Raw genomic sequence first — 15,028 nt, forward strand, 5'->3', positions numbered from 1 at the left:
TGCGCATGCCGTCGCGCATGAAGTTGCGCGCCTGGTAGTTGCGCACGCCGGTCCAGGGCACGGTGGCGCCGGGCGCGGCGAGTGCGTCGTCGATCGAGCACTCGTCGGGCTCGGATTTCATCAACCAGTATTGGGTCATCGCGCTATTTTGCGACGATGCCCCGCCTGCCTGGCCAGGTCCTTAGAACGATTCCCAGTCGTCCGAAGCACCCGACTTTTCGGCCACCTTGACCACCGGCTTCGGTGCCGGCTTCACAGGAGCAGCCTTTGGGGCCGTCGACACCGGTTTGGCATTGGCCACCGCCGGCTTCTTCCCCGGCGCGCTGCGCACAGCGGTGCTGCCGGGTTTGTGCAGGTCGGTCGAACGGATCTGCGCGATCGAGCTCTGCGACGTGCTGTGTGCATCCACACGGAACACGCGCACCACCTCGGCCAGGCGGTCGGCCTGTTCGTTCATGCTCGATGCGGCTGCCGCGCTTTCTTCCACCAGCGCTGCATTCTGCTGGGTGAGCTGGTCGAGGTTGGCCACGGCTGCGTTGATCTGGTTCACGCCGTCGGCCTGTTCGCCGGATGCGCTGGCGATCTCGCCGATCATGTCGCGCACGCGCACCACGTTGTCGACGATCTCGCCCATGGTCTTGCCGGCCTGGTTCACCAGCTCGGTGCCGGCGGTGACCTTGTCCACGCTGGTGCCGATCAGGATCTTGATTTCTTTCGCGGCCTGCGCGCTGCGCTGGGCCAGGTTGCGCACTTCGCCCGCCACCACCGCAAAGCCGCGGCCTTGTTCACCGGCGCGGGCCGCTTCCACCGCAGCGTTGAGCGCGAGGATGTTGGTCTGGAAGGCAATGCCGTCGATCACACCGATGATGTCGTTGATCTTGCGCGAGGACTGGTTGATCTCTTCCATGGTGGTGATCACCTGGTGCACCACCTCGCCGCCCTTTTGGGCGCTCTGGCCGGCCACATCGGCGAGCTGGTTGGCCACACGGGCCGAGTCGGCCGACTGGCGGATCGCGCCCGACATCTGCTCCATGCTGGCGGCGGTCTGCTGCAGGTTGGAGGCGGTCTGTTCGGTGCGGGCCGAGAGGTCGTTGTTGCCAGTGGCGATTTCCTTGGCGGCGACGGTGATGTTGTCGGTGCCGCGCTTCACATCGGCCACCACGTTGACGAGACGATCGCGCATGCCCAGCAGGGCTGCGGTCATGGCGCCGAATTCGTCCTTGCGGTCGTTGCGGATCTGGGCGGTGAGGTCGCCGCCGGCGATCTGTTCGGCAAACGCCATGGCTTCCCGCAGCGGGTTGCGGATGTTGCGGATCAGGAAGAACGCGCCGGTGATGATGCCGGCGACCAGCGCACCGACCTGGATCGTTGCGATGGTCAGGCTGGCGGATCGCTGCTCGGTGAAGCTGGCTTGCGCCTCCTGCCGTATCTCGGACTGCATGCTGGCGAACTCGCGCAAGGCTGCCAGGTAGGGCGGTACCGCCTGGTTGAAGCGGGTCGAGATTTCCTGGGCTGCGCCTGCGGCGTCACCGGCCTTCTTCATTTCGTTGGCCACCGCCAACGAAGCCAGCACGGTCTTGCGCAAGTCGGCAATCTTCGCCATCTGGGCCTGTTCACGCTCGTTCATCTCCATGGCCTGCAGTTCTTTTTGCAGTGCGGAGATGGCGGCCACCCCGGCGGGGATCATGTCCTTGTACATCTCGGCAATGGTCGGGTCCGAACTGGCGATCGAGGCCTGCACACGCGTGACGTTGGTTTCGGTGAGACCCGCCCACTGGGTGGCAATGGTGGTCTTGTGCGCCAGTGCAGACAGCACCTGCTCGGAATCCTTGTTGAGCATGGCCGAGCGTGCGCCCGCGGTGGCGACCACGACGAACAGGGCCACGATGATGGCGATGACGCCGGCCCACAGACGGGCGCCCACGGAGAGATTGCGAAAGAAGTTCATGTTGATTCCAGCGGTCGTGTGTTGCCTCACGCTGCCTTGTGGGCGGCGTGTGGCACAAGGGCTTGCTACTTATTGAACGGAAACGGGTTGGCTGACCAGCCCCATGTCGGCGCTGCCGATGAGGGCTTCGATGTCGGCCAGGATGAGCATGCGCTCGCCCACGCTGGCGATGCCAGTGATGAAGCCGGCGTCCAGGGTGGTGCTGATCTGCGGCGCAGCCTTGATGTGGTCGTGGCTGAGACGGATCACGTCGCTCACCGAATCGACAACCAGGCCCACCACGCGGTCGTGCACGCTCAGCACAATGACCACGGTCAGGGCGTTGTACTCGACCTTGGCGCAATTGAGCTTGATGCGCATGTCCACGATGGGCACGATCACGCCGCGCAGGTTGACCACGCCTTTGATGAACTCCGGCGCATTGGCGATGCGCGTGGGTTCTTCATAGGACCGGATTTCCTGCACGCTCAGGATGTCGATGCCGTATTCCTCGGCACCGAGGCGAAAGCTCAGGAACTCACCGGCGCTGGCCAGCGCCGGCGCTCGGCCACGGGTGGCCAGGCTGGGTGAAGGGGTGGCGGCGGAGGGGGTGTTGAGGGCGTCCATGGGTCCGAGGATTGGGGTTGATACGTGCGTATCGACACGTGCCCGGGGTTCTTGAGTGGGCCTGGACAACCGGCGACAGTCTTGTCAGGAGCTCGCTCACTAAGATCGGCCCATGCCCGCCCCAACCCTTCAGCGCGTCTTCATGCTCGGTGCCACCGGCACCATCGGCCAGGCCACGGTCCGCGCCCTGGTGGCCCGGGGACACGAGGTGGTGTGTTTTGTGCGGCCGCGCGCCGGCGTGGGTGGCAGGCTGCAGGGCGACGACATGGCCCGGTTGTTCCCGGGTGCGGTGGTGCGTGTGGGTGATGTGCAAGATTCCGTGTCGCTGGCGCGCGATGGTTTTCGGGGCGAGCACTTTGACGCGCTGGTGTCTTGCCTGGCCTCGCGCACCGGAGCGCCCGGAGACGCCTGGGCCATCGACCACCAGGCGCATGTGACTGCGCTGGCTGCTGCGCGCCAGGCCGGTGTGACGCAGGTGGTGCTTCTCTCGGCCATCTGCGTGCAGAAGCCCTTGCTGGCGTTTCAGCAGGCCAAGCTGGCCTTTGAGCAGGTGTTGGTCGAGTCGGGCTTGACGTATTCCATCGTGCGGCCCACGGCGTTCTTCAAATCGCTCTCGGGGCAGATTGAACGGGTGCGACGGGGCAAGCCGTTCCTGCTGTTTGGCGATGGCACGGCCACCGCCTGCAAGCCGATCAGCGATGACGACCTGGGCGCCTTCATGGCCGACTGCCTCACCGATGCGAGCCGCCACAACCGGGTGCTGCCCATCGGCGGGCCGGGTGAGGCCATCACGCCGCGCCAGCAGGGTGAGCACCTGTTTGCGCTGTTTGGTCGTCCACCGCGCTTCAAGAGCGTGCCGGTGGGTTTGCTCGACGCGATCATTGCGGTGCTCGGTGCGGTCGGGCGTGTGGTGCCCGCGCTGGCGGACAAGGCCGAGCTGGCGCGCATCGGGCGCTACTACGCCACCGAATCCATGCTGGTGCTCGACCCCGCCACCGGGCGCTACGACGCCGCGGCCACGCCGTCCACCGGCAGCCAGACGCTGTTTGACTTCTACGCCGACGTGGTGAGCGGCGCCGCCACGCCCGAGCGGGGCGATCACGCAGTGTTCTGAACACCGTGCGCGGCACAAGCCAAAACCCCCGGGGCCGACACGCAGCCCCGGGGGTTTCAGAAGACGCTGTTGATCAGTTCGACTTCACGTTGCTGTTGCTCTGGCCCATGCCCACGGTCGTGCCGTCGTTGCCCCAGGCCTGCATGTTGTTCATGGGGTAGCGGCTGGGGTTCAGGTCACGGAAGCTGGCGCCGGTCTGGCCGTCGGCGATCAGGGTGCCGTTGCGCTGGGCTTGCATCAGGTCGGCGCGGACCTGGTCACGCGAGGTGGTGGACATGGTCGCAGGCTGCATGTAGCTGCCCGGGAACATCTGGCGGAAGGTGGCGCCGGTCTGGCCGTCGGCGATCAGCGTGCCGTCGCGCTGGGCCTGGGCCAGTTCTGCGCGGACCTGTTCTCGGGTCTTGGAGGTCATGTCGGCGGCGAACACGGAGCCGGCGGAGAGAGCGGTCAGGGCGAGAGCGATGATGGAAGTGCGTGCGTTTTTCATGTTGAATCCTTGAAGAGGTTGGGAGGAGCCAGAGAGCCTGGCGTTTCGAGCGGGACACACTGAATACGGGGCAAGTTCGCGATCGGATTCAACCTGGCTTCAAAAAGAACACTTTCTTACAGAGGGTTTGCCCGCATGCCTTGGCGGGACCGACCCGGGGCCCTGATGGCGACACCTTCTGCGCAGGCCCTCGCCGACAATCCGCGCATGGCCATTGCGATCAACTCCGACACCGTTCTCACACCCCCCGTGCCCTCGGCCACCGTGATCGTGGTACGAGATGCGCCGCAGGGGCTTGAAGTCTTGCTGGTGCGCCGGCACGGCAATTCGGCCGTGCTCGGCGGCGTGCACGTGTTTCCCGGGGGCAAGCTCGATGCCGCCGACCGTGCGGTGGAGCCATCGGCCTTGGACCGTTCTGCCATCGATTGCGCCCTGACATTGAACGAGCCGGGGCTGGACTCAGAGACCGCGCTGGCCCTGCACGTGGCTGCCTTGCGCGAAACCTTTGAAGAATGTGGGCTGTTGCTCGGGCTGACGCACCGCATCGATCTGGCGCAGCGCGTGCGCGAACTCACCGCCGCGGGCACCGCCTTTGCCGATGCCTTGCAGGAGCTTGGCTGCCCCGTGTCCACCGCCAGTGTGTTGCCGTGGTCGCGCTGGATCACGCCGCGTGTGCCTTCGGTGACCAACAAGCGCTTCGACACGCGCTTTTTCGTGGCCGCCGCACCCCACGGTCAGCTGGCCGAGCATTGCGCCTTTGAAGCCACCGAAGCCGTATGGATGGCACCGCGCCTGGGGCTGGAGCGCTACTGGGCGGGCGAGATCGATCTCGCGCCGCCGCAGATCATGAGCCTGTGCCAGCTCAGCCGCCTGCGCACCGCCGCCGATGTGATGGCTGCCGCCCGCAGCCGCCCACCCGCGCTGATCGAACCCGAGCCGTTTGACGAAGACGGTGTGCGCGTGATCTGTTACCCCGGTGACCCGGCCCACAGCATTGCGCAGCGCGTCTGGCCCGGCCCGACCCGCCTTGCTTACCGCAACCAGCGCTTCGAAGCCGACGGTGGCCTTGCGGCCTTGCTGGACTAGGCGCTCGACCGTGCAACCCAGGCCTTTCAGATGGGCTGCGTGGTCACTGGCGGTGTTCGCGGTGTCCACCGCGGTGCCCGCCGCCTGGCTCACTGTGTTTGCAGTGGCCAAGGCCCGCCTGCCTTACAACGAAGAGGGCAACCACTTTGACGGCCTTGTGGTTCACCACGAAGGCACTGCGGTGGTGTACGGCGCGCTCGCGGTGGTGCTGTGGGTGGTGGCTGTGCTGGCGGGTCTGGGTGCGCGCCGTGTTTTCAAACGGGCGCCTGGCGCTGTCAACGAGAACGCTCAAGGATGAACTGGAAAACCGCCTCGTTGCTGGCCGCCCTCGGGTCCGTCGTGCTGTTGTTGTTCTGGCTCTGGACGCCCGACAAGCCGCGCAGCGAACTCGAGGTGCGCTACCTGGCTGCGCCCGGCGACATGCTGCAGGTGGGCCCGTGGCGCCTGCATGTGCGCGACAGCGGCCCCAGGGACGCACCGGCGGTGGTGATGCTGCACGGCTTTGGCGCCAGCCTGCACACCTGGGAAGCTTGGGCGCAGGCGCTGAGTGCCACCCACCGCGTGATCCGGCTGGACCTGCCGGGCAGCGGCCTGAGCGAGCCCGATTCCGCGAACGACTACACCGATGCACGCAGCCTCCAGCTGGTGCTGGCGCTCATGGACCAGCTCGGTGTGTCGCGCGCGAGCATCGTGGGCCACTCCATCGGTGGGCGCATCGCGTGGACGCTGGCGGCCCGCCACCCCGAGCGCACCGAACGGCTGGTGCTGGTGGCCCCTGACGGATTTGCCAGCCCGGGCTTTGAATACGGCCAGGTGGCCAAGGTGCCGGCGGTGCTGGGCGCCATGCGATACGTGATGCCCAAGGCGGTGCTGCGCATGAACCTGGCGCCGGCGTATGCCGATCCGGCGTTCCTCACCGACGAACTCACCACGCGATACCACGACCTCATGCTGGCGCCCGGTGCGCGCGACGCCATGTTCAAGCGGCTGGAGCAAACCGTGCTGACCAACCCGGTACCTTTGTTGAACACCATCACAGCTCCCACCTTGCTGGTCTGGGGCGCGGCCGACGCGATGATCCCGGTGACGAATGCGCAGGACTACCTGGGCGCGGTGAAAGGCAGCCGGCTCGTGACGCTGCCGGGCGTGGGCCACTTGCCGCACGAGGAGGCCGCGCAGGCTTCGTTGCAGGCGGTCGCCGATTTCCTGCGCTGAACCACAGGGCAAACCACGATAGGCGTGAGCGGGCAAGGCCGGGATAGTGGTGTTCTGGAATATTCGGATTCACGCATAAATTGCTTTCACAGGAGACTTTTGATGAAACGACGCACCCTCGCTCTCGCGCTGGCACTGGGCGCCACAGCCTTGCTCGGCACCGGCTGTGCCTACACCCCCGCCCGCCAGAAAACCCAGGTAGTGCTGCAGGTGAGCGACCCGGACCCGGCCAAGTGGAACCTCGCGCTGAACAACGCCCGCAACGCCCAGGTCGATCTGGGCGCCGACAAGGTGGACATCGAGATCGTGGCGTACGGACCGGGCATCAACATGCTCAAGTTCGACGCGGTGACCGCCAACCGCGTGGGCGAGGCGGTGAAGAATGGCGTGAAGATCGTGGCCTGCGAGAACACCATGACGGCGCAGAAAATCGTCAAGGCCGACATGCACCCGGCGGTCAGCTACGTGCCAGCCGGTGTGGTCCACATCATGCAGCGCCAGCATCAGGGCTGGGCCTACGTGCGCCCCTGAAGCGCGGCGGTTCAGCCCCGCCGCGGCATGCGCCAGGGCAGCATGGCCTGCACCAGCGGTGAGACCAGGCGGGGCACGCGCAGGGTCTCGTGAAAGCTCGACACGCTCTCACCGAGCAGCGTGCTTTGCAACATGGCGCGTTGGTAGAAGGGCGTGTCTTCCAGCTGCTGCGTCACCAGCACGCGCGAGTCGCTGCGCATGCGCCGCTCGATGCGCCAGGCCGTGCGCGGCAAGGTTTGCAGGGGCGGCGCTTCAAAGGGCTGCACGCTGCCGTGGCGCCCGAAGCGCAGGGCCAGCAGCTTGCCCTGGGCCTTGCCCGGCTCCACGTCGTACAACACGGCAGTGCTGCCGTCCTTCATCTGGCTGCGCGACCAGTCCCATTCGGTGAACGCGCGCTCCACCGGTTCATCGCCTTCATTGCTGTCCAGGTAAGCGTGGCCGCTCCAGCGTTGTTCCGGGTGCTGCAGCTTCACCTCCACGCGGGCATGGGGCGCGATCGGGCCCCAGCGATGGCGCCCCTGCGCGTCCAGCGCGGTGCTGAAGTTGAACAGCTGGTGGGTGCGCAGCCTGACGGTGCCGCGGATTCGGCGAGGGATGGGCACACCGACTTCGTCGATGTGGATGGTGAGCGCGTCGCCGTTCCATTCCAGCTGGCTGGGGCCGATCTTGAAATGGGTTGCGTCGCGACGGTTGTGTTGCGCGCCGCGTTCGGTCATGGACCAGCGGCGCGCGCCCGCGCTGTAGAGCGCCACGTTGAGTGCGCAGAAGTTGTCGGGGTCGGTGGGGCCGCGTTTGCGCGCCCACGCGTAGTAGGGTGAAAACACGCTGCCCACGAACGCGATGATGGACAGGCCGAACTGGCCGTCGTCGCTCAGGGCGTCGACGTACCACCAGAGGTAGCCACCCGAGGGGACCACCTGGTCAAAGCGGGGCTCGCCATCACGGCCGCGGCCGCCAGCTGGCCCGAAAGCGCCGCCATCGGGACCCCCGGGCCCGGGTGGACGCTGCCCCCCGCCAGGAAAAGGCCCGTGACCGGTGTGCTGGCGCTGGAGCGGGCAAAGGCCGAAGTCCAGCCGTGGGTCGCCTGCCCATAGAGGGCGCCCCCCGTGGCCGGAAAGAGCCGGTGAAAATCCACCGGGGTGGTGCGGATCGACGGGGGCTCGGCGCTCTCGATCCGAAGGCCACAGCGGCGCAGCAGGGCAAAGCTGGAGTTCTCGCATTGTTCGATCGCCTCGGGTGTGATGGTGGAGAGGTCGCCCGCGGCCGGTGCGTTCACCAGACAAAGCAGGCGTTCGCGGCCGGTGGGTGCAGCCAGGTCGGTGCCGCGGTCTTGTGCGCACACGTACACCGTGGGTTGTTTGGGCAGCTCACCGTGGCCGAAGATGTCCCGGAACTCGCTGGCGTAGTCGTTGCGGAAAAACACGTTGTGGCGATCCAGCGCCAGGCCGCTGGTGCGCGTGTGGATGGACCAGGTGATGGCCGAGAGCGAGCGTGGCGGTGCCTTGGGCTTGACCGCACGGCGCACGGGCTGGCCGAGCAGGCCGGTGCGCAGTGCGGCCACGTCGCCGTTGAAAACCACGCTGTCGGCGGGCAGGGTCTCGCCGCTGGCCAGTGTCACGCCGCTCACACGGCCGTTCTTCACCTCGATGCGTTCGCACGGGCTCAGGTAGCGGAACGCCGCGCCGCGTTCGCGCGCCAGGCGCTCCAGGCAGCGCGCGAGGGCGTGCATGCCGCCGTCGATGGCCCACACGCCGTCGAGCTCGACCTGGGCGATCAGCATCAGCGTGGCGGGGGCTTCCCACGGCGAGGAGCCGGTGTAGGTGGCGTAGCGTCCAAAGAGCTGGCGCAGGCGCGGGTCGGTGAAGTGCTGGCCCAGGCTGTGCCAGAGGCTGCGCAGCGGGCCGAGTGCGGCCAGCGCGGCCAGGCCACGCGCGCCCAGGCCCAGCGACATGCCCAGCATGCTGGGCGAGGCGCTGCGCAGGTAGGGGCCTTCGAGCGCGGCATAGGTGGCTTTGGCCTGCGCGCAGAAACCCTGAAAGCGCCTCGCTTCATCCGGCCCCGCAAACGCCGCCACGGCATCGAACGAACGCGCCGGATCGGCAAACAGGTCGAGCGAACTGCCATCGTCCCACCAGTGGCGCGCCAGCACCGGCAACGGGCGGATGCGCAACTCGGCTTCCAGCGAGGTGCCTGCCGATTCGAAGATCTGGTCGAACACCCAGCGCATGGTGAAGACCGTGGGCCCGCTGTCGATGGCCGCGCCATCCACCACCAGCTGGCGCACCTTGCCACCGGGCGTGGCCGCAGCCTCGACCACGGTCACATCCAGCCCCTGCTGAGCCAGCTGCAGGGCAGACACCAGGCCTGCCATGCCGGCGCCGATGACGACGACCTGGTGCTCAGCCATGGGGCTGCCCGTCGACCGGTTCGGTCGTGTTCATCGCGTTGGGCGGTGTCCATTGCCCGTGATGTTCGAGCAGGCGCATGCGCACGAACATCGATTCGGAGAAGTAGTTGTTCCGGTAGGCCGCTTCAATGGCGGTCTGGTGTGCGCCCTGGTGCGCGTAGTCGAGCATGGACGAGGTGTCTTTCCACAAGCTGAAGGTGCACTGGCGCACCAGCGGCGCTTCGCCCAGGCCCATGGCCAGCGTGCAGCCGGCGGCCGACTGCATGGCGGCCTGCGTGGCTGGTGCGTTGCGCCAGAAGGCCATGGCCTTGGCGGGGCGGATGCTGGCGCGTGTGATGACGGCCAGGGGCCGCGCCGCGCCCGCGTCGTCGTGCACGGCGTGGTCGGGCTTGAGGTGGGTGGCGGGCGTTGGCCCCCAGGCCTCGCCGTCCCACTGGCCGCGCGAAGAGAGCACTTCGTGCACGCCGCTCCAGAACTGCGCAGCGCGCTGGCGGTAGGCTTGCACGGTGGGGCCGGCGAGAAATGCGTCGGCCTGCTCGGCGTGCTCGAACATCACCACCAGACCCTGGTGGCTGGCGCTGGGCCGGATGCTGAAGCCGCCGCCGTGGCCACTGCCCATGACCTTGGCGAACACCACGCCGGGCACACCCTTGAGCGATGCGGAGCCCTGCACCATGCGCATCCAGCCCCAGGCCTGGTGCTCGCGAAGGTAGTTCACCAGCACCACCACCACCACCCCCGAGAGGGTGATCACATCCGGCGCGGTCTCAGCCATGTGTGAACGCGGCTGGCGCCAGCGTCACTGTTTGGGCGCGTCGGCGGCAGGGGCGGCTGCTGCGTCGGGCGCGGTCGATGCCGCTGCCGTGTAAGGCCGGTAGGCCGCCAGTTCCGGATGGTCCTTGAGCATGGGCGCCCCCAGCAGGGGTTTGTTGGCGCCCTGGTGGCAGGTGGCGCAATTCATCTTGGCCACATCTCCGAGCTCACCCTTGCGGTTGGTCGGGAACACATCGGTCAGCGGCTCCATGTAGGCGAGGTTCAGGTCGCGCGCCATGCGGATGCCGTGCCACGCCGTCACGCGCTGGGGTGGTGCGCCGTCCCATTTGCCGAAGTTCTGCGTGTTGTGGCAGAAGGTGCAGTTCACACCCAGCGAGGCCGACATGTGCGTCATGAGCGCGTAGGTTTTTTCGGTGCGCTGGATGCTCTCGCCCTGGCCGCCGCTGGTGGGCAGGGCCTTGGTGGCGTTCACACGGATCGGCTCGTCTTTCAACAGGTAGGACGTGAACGGGTCGTAAGGCAGCGAGGCCAGCTTCACGCTGTCGGCCGGCGTGTTTTGCCCCATCTTGTTGCCGATGAAGTTCGAGCCCTGCGGTTGGCTGTCGGCGGTGAACCAGATCTCCTTGGGCACCGGGTTGCCGCGGTGGCAGGTGTAGCAGGTCACACCGGTTTCGGCCACGTGGGCCTTCCAGTCGGTGTTGATGTGCTGCGTCATCTGCACCATGCGCCGCGCCACCACCTTGGTGTAGAGGCTGTCGTCGGCGAAGTTGGCGCCGTTGTGGCAGTAGTTGCAGCCTTGCTCGGGCGACACCCAGGCCGTCATGTTGACCATGAGGCGGGTGAACTCTCCAACGCTGAGGTCACCCAGCACTTTCACGTTCTGGTAGATCTGCCCGGCCTTGGGGCCGTCGGGGCTGGCGGCAGGTGAGGCCTCGGGCACCTGGTTGGCAGCGATCACGTCGGCCTGGATGCGGGGGTTCACGACTTGGACCATGCCGGTGCCGCGGTAGCCGTTCTGCGTCGATTCCATCGGGGGGCGTTCGCAGCCGGCCAGCAGAACCAGCGTTCCCAGGGCGAGTGCACCCAGCCAGGTGCGGTGCTTGAAGGTGGGTGTTTTCATCACTTGGCTCCTGGTGCGAGTGCCGGATCCATCACGGCGGGGAAGACCTCGGGGTAGGGCGGTGCCACACCGTGCTTGATGGCCCAGAGGTACCAGTTGTCCACCACGGTGCCGGTCAGCAGGATGCCGATGCCACCCACCAGCGGGCACAGCACAGCGAACCACCAGGCCCAGCGGTGAATGGATTCCATCGTGGCGTTGAAGCCCATGGTCCACCTCCAGAACAGGGCGGCTCGTTCGCTGGCCGTGCCCCGGTCGACGATCTGTTCGATCTCGCGCTCGCCACCGAAGCGGCTCACCGCGAGGATGGTGGCGCCGTGCATCGCAAACAGCAGCGTGGCGCCGTACAGGAAGGCGATCGAAAGTGCGTGGAAGGGGTTGTAGAACAGGTTGCCGTAGCGCAGCGAGAAAGCGGCGGTCCAGTCGAGGTGCGGGAAGATGCCGAAGGGCACCGCCTCACTCCACGAACCCATGAGCACCGGGCGGATCAGGCCGAGCACCAGAAACAGCCAGATGGCGGCAGCAAAGGCCCAGGCCACGTGCGTGCCCATGCCCAGGGCGCGGGCGCGGCGGTAGGTGCGTGCCCACCAGAGCATGATGGAGATGGTCAGGAACAGGCCGGCGATCTGCCACCAGCCACCTTCGTTGAGCGGTGCCAGTCCCAGGCCCGCACCGGCGGCCGGTGGCTCCAGCGAGAGCCAGAACAGCTGGCGCACGAACTGGATCGGGTCCCAGTTGACAGAGGCCAGCATGTTCAGACCCATGATGTTGAAGGCCAGCACGCCGAACAGGATGGACGCCATGCCCAGTGCACCCAGGTAGATGGGGCCGATCTGTGCGTTGCCGAAACGCCCGAAGAGGTGAACGATGCCGGGCGTTTTGCCCAGGCGGGGCAGGTCTTGCCCGGCGCCGAGCTCGACGCCGTGGTGCACCGGCCCGACGGCCTGCACGGTGGTGAAAAGGTTTTGGTATTGCATGGTGTGCTCCTGTTCTTTCAGATGCTCAGGACCAGATCGGCAGGTTCAGCCACCAGCCCCACCATTCGGGCCAGCCGCGGCTCCAGAAGGGACCACTGATCACGATGCACAGGGCACTGAACAGCACCGCGGCCAGCGCCAGGAACAAGCCCAGGCGGTGGATGCCCAGGGTGCCGACCGAATAGCCGATGGTGTCGCGGAAGAAGGTGTCTTCGTGCTCGGGTGTCTTCACCGTCTGGCCCGGGGCCGGGTTGGTGGCCGAGAGCACCAGCGCGCCGTGCAGTGAAAGCGCCAGGGTGGTGGTGAAGAAGAAAGTGACCGCCAGCATGTGCGCCGGGTTGTAGTGGAAGTGCAGGTACTGGTAGCCCACGTTGGACACCCAGTCGAGGTGGCTGAAGATCCCGTAGGGGAAACCATGTCCCCATGCACCCAGCAACACCGGGCGGATCACCACCAGCGTCACATACGCGAGGATGGCCACGCCAAAGGCAAAGGGAACGTGGTAGCCCATGCCGAGCTTGCGGCAGATCTCGACTTCGCGGAGCAGCCACGACACAAAGGCGCCAATGGCACAAACCGTGATCAGCTGCCACAGGCCGCCTTCCATCAGCGGCGCGAAGCGCAGGCCGTAAGACAGGTCGGGGGGCGCGATGCTGATCTGCCAGAGGTTCCAGGTCGGCCCTTGCGAGGCGCCCCAGAGAATCATGGCGGTGCCGAGAAACGCAAAGAACAGCGTGGTGACACCGAAGAAGCCGACGTAGAACGGACCCACCCAGAAATCGAACAGGTCGCCGCCAACCAGTGTTCCGCCTCGAACCCGGTATTTCTTTTCAAAGTTGAGCATGGCCATGGTGCGGCCCTCCTGTCTCGAATGGATTAGGTGCGCGATTTTTTGTTCGTGAGCGAGGGGGAGCAGATGCTGTGCTGGCCCACGCACAGGGACAGCATCTGCACACCTTCGGTGAAGTTCAGGACTTCACTGCGGGGGTGGCCGTCGGCGCGATTTGCGCGGTCGGCGCGGCGACCTTGGGGCCGTCCAGCCAGTTGAACTTGTTGGTGCTGAGCAGGATGAGGTGAATCATCGCGGCAAGAGCAAACAGAAACACGCCCTGCGCAACCATGGTGCGGACAGGATCGAAAAGGCGCCAGATTCTCCACATGATGGGATCTCCTAAATTAAATGATGTGAGACATGAAGGTGTAGACCGCGGCATGCACGCCCGAGAAGATGCTGGTCTTGTGCTCCGCACCAGGCAACCAGAACTGCCACTGCATGCCGACCAGCTGGCCGAGCAAGGCAAGTGAGAGCAAGAGCAGGAAGCAGGGAGCAAAGATCAGGACAAACGACAGCTTGTCTCCGCTCAGGGAAGGCTTGTGAGCCTCATATGACATATCGTTCATGGCAGTTTTCCTTTCACGACAAAAAAGCCTTGTGGGTCAGAGCCAGGGCCGCCAGAACCACACCAGCAAATGGGCGACAACGGCGATGGCCGTGAACCCAATGAAGCCTTGGATGTAGTACTGGTGGAACTCCTGAGCTTCATCGTCCGTCAGGCCGGAAACAGATGTCCGTGTCGACATGGGATGCTCCTTTTCAGTTTGGCCGTGAGGCCATCAATGCGCCCAGCCCGCGCACCGTGGGCAGCTGCAGCGACATGCCGCAACGTGAGGTGGACCCGGCACCCATGCCGTGGTCGAAGAGTGAAAACCGGTTCATGCAAATTCCCCCAGGCCCATCGACTGGCCAGCGGTGTTCACATGCGATTCATTGACAGCGGCCTCGCCGCTTTCGCGCGCCTGGCGCTCGGCCTCGTCGCGCAGGCGTTTGGCGGCCGAAATCTGCACCAGCACCGGCTGGTTGGAGATGAGCGCGTGCAAGCGGGCCTGGGCCTTGTCGTCCCACGGGGTCGACAAGCCAGCCACTTCGCCGCGTGCCAGCGTGGGGTCGACCTTGTCCATGTCGGTGCCCAGCGGCAGGATGTGGAACAGCGCGTCGAACAGCGAGTTGCACACCTCTTGAATGAGGTAGGTGGCGCCGCTGTAGCCCATGAACGGTGTGCCGGTGTGGCGGCGGATGATGGCGCCCGGGAACGATGCCGGGATGTAGGTGGCCTTCATCGGCCCCTGGCTGCCGGCCTCGGCCAGATACATGCGTTCGTTGTAGCTGCCAAAGAGGATCAGCGGCATCTTCGTGCGCACCAGTTCGCGCACGGCGGCGTTATCGGTTTTTTCGCCAGCCTTGCGAGAGACAGCAAAGCGGCAAGGCATGCCCATCTCGGTTTCCAGAAAGTGCTGGATGCCGCGTGCATAGGTTTCGCCGGCCACCACCGCAAAGCTCGCGGTAGCGAAGAAATCTTGCGTGACGCTGCGCCACAGGTCCCACACCGGCTTGATGGTGGTGTGCTTCTCGCGCTCGATGAAGGGCTCCGGGTCCAGGCCGAGCAGTTCGCCGAGCGTGCGCAAAAACTTCGTGGTGCTGTGCAGGCCGATGGGTGCTTGCAGGTAAGGGCGGTCCAGCGCTTCGCAGAGCATGCGGCCGAACTCGCGGTACATGCAGATGTTCACGTCGGCCTCGACCAGGCGCGACACTTCAGACAGGTGGCTGCCCAGCGGGAAGACCATGTTGATCTCGGCGCCGATGCCCTGCACCAGGCGGCGGATCTCGGCCAGGTCGCTCGGGCTGTTGAAGGTGCCGTAGCTCGGGCCGATGATGTTGACGCGCGGCTTCTCGCCGGCAGGGCGATCAGCGAAGGGCTTGCGGGC

20 protein-coding genes are annotated in these 15,028 nt (G+C 66.1%); 5 read left to right on the top strand and 15 right to left on the bottom strand.

The features are described 5' to 3' along the window. The 3 genes from Q0C59_RS13665 to Q0C59_RS13675 all read right to left on the bottom strand — a co-directional run. On the bottom strand, positions 1-139 hold a 139-nt coding region (locus Q0C59_RS13665), incomplete at its 3' end, for an EVE domain-containing protein (RefSeq protein WP_291216422.1). A 42-nt stretch (positions 140-181) separates the two neighbouring features. Beyond that, complete coding sequence (locus Q0C59_RS13670) at positions 182-1,948, bottom strand: methyl-accepting chemotaxis protein (RefSeq protein WP_291216393.1); 1,767 nt, start codon at positions 1,946-1,948, stop codon at positions 182-184. Between the two features lie 69 nt (positions 1,949-2,017). Then, positions 2,018-2,554 carry a chemotaxis protein CheW gene (locus Q0C59_RS13675; protein ID WP_291216395.1) on the bottom strand — a complete coding sequence of 179 codons (537 nt, stop codon included), beginning with the start codon at positions 2,552-2,554 and terminating at the stop codon, positions 2,018-2,020. A 112-nt stretch (positions 2,555-2,666) separates the two neighbouring features. On the opposite strand from Q0C59_RS13675, the gene Q0C59_RS13680 reads away from it, so the two are divergent. Next, positions 2,667-3,668 (top strand): NAD(P)H-binding protein, encoded by a 1,002-nt coding sequence (locus tag Q0C59_RS13680; protein ID WP_291216396.1) that lies wholly within the window; start codon positions 2,667-2,669, stop codon positions 3,666-3,668. Between the two features lie 73 nt (positions 3,669-3,741). On the opposite strand, the gene Q0C59_RS13685 is transcribed toward Q0C59_RS13680, so the two are convergent. Next, complete coding sequence (locus tag Q0C59_RS13685) at positions 3,742-4,155, bottom strand: DUF4148 domain-containing protein (RefSeq protein ID WP_291216398.1); 414 nt, start codon at positions 4,153-4,155, stop codon at positions 3,742-3,744. Positions 4,156-4,362: 207 nt separating this feature from the next. Between Q0C59_RS13685 and Q0C59_RS13690 the strand changes: the two genes are divergently transcribed. From Q0C59_RS13690 to Q0C59_RS13705, 4 genes are all read left to right on the top strand, one after another. Beyond that, positions 4,363-5,241, top strand: coding sequence for an NUDIX hydrolase (locus Q0C59_RS13690; RefSeq protein ID WP_291216400.1), 879 nt, complete (start codon positions 4,363-4,365; stop codon positions 5,239-5,241). Between the two features lie 61 nt (positions 5,242-5,302). Continuing rightward, positions 5,303-5,539, top strand: coding sequence for a hypothetical protein (locus Q0C59_RS13695; protein WP_291216401.1), 237 nt, complete (start codon positions 5,303-5,305; stop codon positions 5,537-5,539). Then, the gene (locus Q0C59_RS13700) at positions 5,536-6,456 is read left to right on the top strand and encodes an alpha/beta fold hydrolase (protein ID WP_291216403.1); all 921 of its coding nucleotides are present in this window, start codon (positions 5,536-5,538) and stop codon (positions 6,454-6,456) included. The genes Q0C59_RS13695 and Q0C59_RS13700 overlap by 4 nt, the downstream gene beginning before the upstream one ends. Positions 6,457-6,558: 102 nt before the next feature. Beyond that, the gene (locus Q0C59_RS13705; protein ID WP_291216406.1) at positions 6,559-6,987 is read left to right on the top strand and encodes a DsrE family protein; all 429 of its coding nucleotides are present in this window, start codon (positions 6,559-6,561) and stop codon (positions 6,985-6,987) included. A gap of 11 nt (positions 6,988-6,998) precedes the next feature. Here Q0C59_RS13705 and Q0C59_RS13710 read toward each other — a convergent pair whose 3' ends face one another. The 11 genes from Q0C59_RS13710 to Q0C59_RS13760 all read right to left on the bottom strand — a co-directional run. Further along, entirely contained in the window at positions 6,999-7,904 is a 906-nt protein-coding gene (locus Q0C59_RS13710; RefSeq protein WP_291216408.1) for a carotenoid 1,2-hydratase, read from the bottom strand. Next, positions 7,859-9,394: a 1-hydroxycarotenoid 3,4-desaturase CrtD gene (gene crtD, locus Q0C59_RS13715; RefSeq protein ID WP_291216409.1), complete on the bottom strand. Its 1,536-nt coding sequence runs from the start codon at positions 9,392-9,394 to the stop codon at positions 7,859-7,861. The genes Q0C59_RS13710 and crtD overlap by 46 nt, the downstream gene beginning before the upstream one ends. After that, positions 9,387-10,169 carry a hypothetical protein gene (locus Q0C59_RS13720; protein WP_291216411.1) on the bottom strand — a complete coding sequence of 261 codons (783 nt, stop codon included), beginning with the start codon at positions 10,167-10,169 and terminating at the stop codon, positions 9,387-9,389. Before Q0C59_RS13720 ends, crtD begins: the two co-directional genes overlap by 8 nt. A gap of 24 nt (positions 10,170-10,193) precedes the next feature. Beyond that, the gene (gene pufC / locus Q0C59_RS13725; protein WP_291216413.1) at positions 10,194-11,288 is read right to left on the bottom strand and encodes a photosynthetic reaction center cytochrome PufC; all 1,095 of its coding nucleotides are present in this window, start codon (positions 11,286-11,288) and stop codon (positions 10,194-10,196) included. After that, the gene (pufM, locus tag Q0C59_RS13730; RefSeq protein WP_291216414.1) at positions 11,288-12,265 is read right to left on the bottom strand and encodes a photosynthetic reaction center subunit M; all 978 of its coding nucleotides are present in this window, start codon (positions 12,263-12,265) and stop codon (positions 11,288-11,290) included. Before pufM ends, pufC begins: the two co-directional genes overlap by 1 nt. 25 nt (positions 12,266-12,290) lie before the next feature. Beyond that, a complete protein-coding gene (gene pufL, locus Q0C59_RS13735; protein ID WP_291216415.1) occupies positions 12,291-13,115 on the bottom strand; it encodes a photosynthetic reaction center subunit L in 825 nt (274 codons plus the stop codon). A 118-nt stretch (positions 13,116-13,233) separates the two neighbouring features. Next, entirely contained in the window at positions 13,234-13,425 is a 192-nt protein-coding gene (pufA, locus tag Q0C59_RS13740) for a light-harvesting antenna LH1, alpha subunit (RefSeq protein WP_291216417.1), read from the bottom strand. Positions 13,426-13,441: 16 nt separating this feature from the next. Further along, on the bottom strand, positions 13,442-13,666 hold the full coding sequence (locus tag Q0C59_RS13745; RefSeq protein WP_291216418.1) for a hypothetical protein: 225 nt from the start codon (positions 13,664-13,666) through the stop codon (positions 13,442-13,444). Between the two features lie 36 nt (positions 13,667-13,702). Then, complete coding sequence (pufB, locus tag Q0C59_RS13750) at positions 13,703-13,846, bottom strand: light-harvesting antenna LH1, beta subunit (RefSeq protein ID WP_069046185.1); 144 nt, start codon at positions 13,844-13,846, stop codon at positions 13,703-13,705. A 13-nt stretch (positions 13,847-13,859) separates the two neighbouring features. Beyond that, positions 13,860-13,982 (bottom strand): hypothetical protein, encoded by a 123-nt coding sequence (locus Q0C59_RS13755; protein ID WP_291216420.1) that lies wholly within the window; start codon positions 13,980-13,982, stop codon positions 13,860-13,862. After that, a partial coding sequence (locus tag Q0C59_RS13760) for a nitrogenase component 1 (RefSeq protein ID WP_291216421.1) occupies positions 13,979-15,028 on the bottom strand: 1,050 nt, incomplete at its 5' end. The genes Q0C59_RS13755 and Q0C59_RS13760, both read right to left, overlap by 4 nt.

It is taken from the genome of Hydrogenophaga sp. (genome assembly GCF_022844385.1).
In the GTDB taxonomy this organism is placed as follows: domain Bacteria; phylum Pseudomonadota; class Gammaproteobacteria; order Burkholderiales; family Burkholderiaceae_C; genus Hydrogenophaga.

Excerpts from the sequence above, each read along its gene's own strand:
- Q0C59_RS13670 (WP_291216393.1), bottom strand. The coding sequence starts at position 1,948 with ATGAACTTCTTTCGCAATCTCTCCGTGGGCGCCCGTCTGTGGGCCGGC.
- Q0C59_RS13675 (WP_291216395.1), bottom strand. The coding sequence starts at position 2,554 with ATGGACGCCCTCAACACCCCCTCCGCCGCCACCCCTTCACCCAGCCTG.
- Q0C59_RS13680 (WP_291216396.1), top strand. The coding sequence starts at position 2,667 with ATGCCCGCCCCAACCCTTCAGCGCGTCTTCATGCTCGGTGCCACCGGC.
- Q0C59_RS13685 (WP_291216398.1), bottom strand. The coding sequence starts at position 4,155 with ATGAAAAACGCACGCACTTCCATCATCGCTCTCGCCCTGACCGCTCTC.
- Q0C59_RS13690 (WP_291216400.1), top strand. The coding sequence starts at position 4,363 with ATGGCCATTGCGATCAACTCCGACACCGTTCTCACACCCCCCGTGCCC.
- Q0C59_RS13700 (WP_291216403.1), top strand. The coding sequence starts at position 5,536 with ATGAACTGGAAAACCGCCTCGTTGCTGGCCGCCCTCGGGTCCGTCGTG.
- Q0C59_RS13705 (WP_291216406.1), top strand. The coding sequence starts at position 6,559 with ATGAAACGACGCACCCTCGCTCTCGCGCTGGCACTGGGCGCCACAGCC.
- crtD (WP_291216409.1), bottom strand. The coding sequence starts at position 9,394 with ATGGCTGAGCACCAGGTCGTCGTCATCGGCGCCGGCATGGCAGGCCTG.
- Q0C59_RS13720 (WP_291216411.1), bottom strand. The coding sequence starts at position 10,169 with ATGGCTGAGACCGCGCCGGATGTGATCACCCTCTCGGGGGTGGTGGTG.
- pufC (WP_291216413.1), bottom strand. The coding sequence starts at position 11,288 with ATGAAAACACCCACCTTCAAGCACCGCACCTGGCTGGGTGCACTCGCC.
- pufM (WP_291216414.1), bottom strand. The coding sequence starts at position 12,265 with ATGCAATACCAAAACCTTTTCACCACCGTGCAGGCCGTCGGGCCGGTG.
- pufL (WP_291216415.1), bottom strand. The coding sequence starts at position 13,115 with ATGGCCATGCTCAACTTTGAAAAGAAATACCGGGTTCGAGGCGGAACA.
- pufA (WP_291216417.1), bottom strand. The coding sequence starts at position 13,425 with ATGTGGAGAATCTGGCGCCTTTTCGATCCTGTCCGCACCATGGTTGCG.
- Q0C59_RS13745 (WP_291216418.1), bottom strand. The coding sequence starts at position 13,666 with ATGAACGATATGTCATATGAGGCTCACAAGCCTTCCCTGAGCGGAGAC.
- pufB (WP_069046185.1), bottom strand. The coding sequence starts at position 13,846 with ATGTCGACACGGACATCTGTTTCCGGCCTGACGGACGATGAAGCTCAG.
- Q0C59_RS13755 (WP_291216420.1), bottom strand. The coding sequence starts at position 13,982 with ATGAACCGGTTTTCACTCTTCGACCACGGCATGGGTGCCGGGTCCACC.